This window comes from Pseudoruegeria sp. SK021, from assembly GCF_002119405.1.
In the GTDB taxonomy this organism is placed as follows: Bacteria; Pseudomonadota; Alphaproteobacteria; order Rhodobacterales; family Rhodobacteraceae; genus Meridianimarinicoccus.
Map to the genome: position 1 here is coordinate 1 of NZ_MTBG01000134.1, position 478 is coordinate 478.

Annotated in this window: 1 pseudogene; it reads left to right on the top strand. The window is 53.8% G+C overall.

The annotated features are described in order from the left end of the window. Window positions 1-144: 144 nt before the first annotated feature. Window positions 145-384, top strand: a pseudogene (locus tag BV911_RS18950) (ATP-binding protein); the annotation flags it as partial. Window positions 385-478: the final 94 nt, after the last annotated feature.

The window sequence follows — 478 nt, forward strand, 5'->3', positions numbered from 1 at the left end:
GCCAAATCGACCCCAATTGTGGTAATCTCGTTCATGGATGGCTCCCTTCGTTGGTGACTGTTTATAGCACCCAATGTGGCACATTGAGATGCCGGAAGCGGGTGCCATCCACCCCATCAATGGCGCATCAATGGCTCACTGCATGAGTTGATCGAAGCGGCTGATGACCGGCGGTTGCAGCGGCTACAAAAGCTGATGGCAAGTCAGGACCTGTTGATCATCGATGAACTCGGCTTCGTTCCCCTGAGCAAAACCGGCGCTGAGTTGCTGTTCGAAGTCATCTCGCAACGCTATGAGCGCGGCTCGATCATCATCACATCCAACCTGCCGTTCGATGAATGGACCGAAGTCAGAGGTGGTCGCAAGAATTCGGACCAGTTGCTAAGCTTTAGCGACTGACGAAGGACCGACCTGAGATGACAAAACGAAAGCGCTATTCTGCGGAGTTCAAGGCAAAGGTGGCACTGGAAGCCATCCG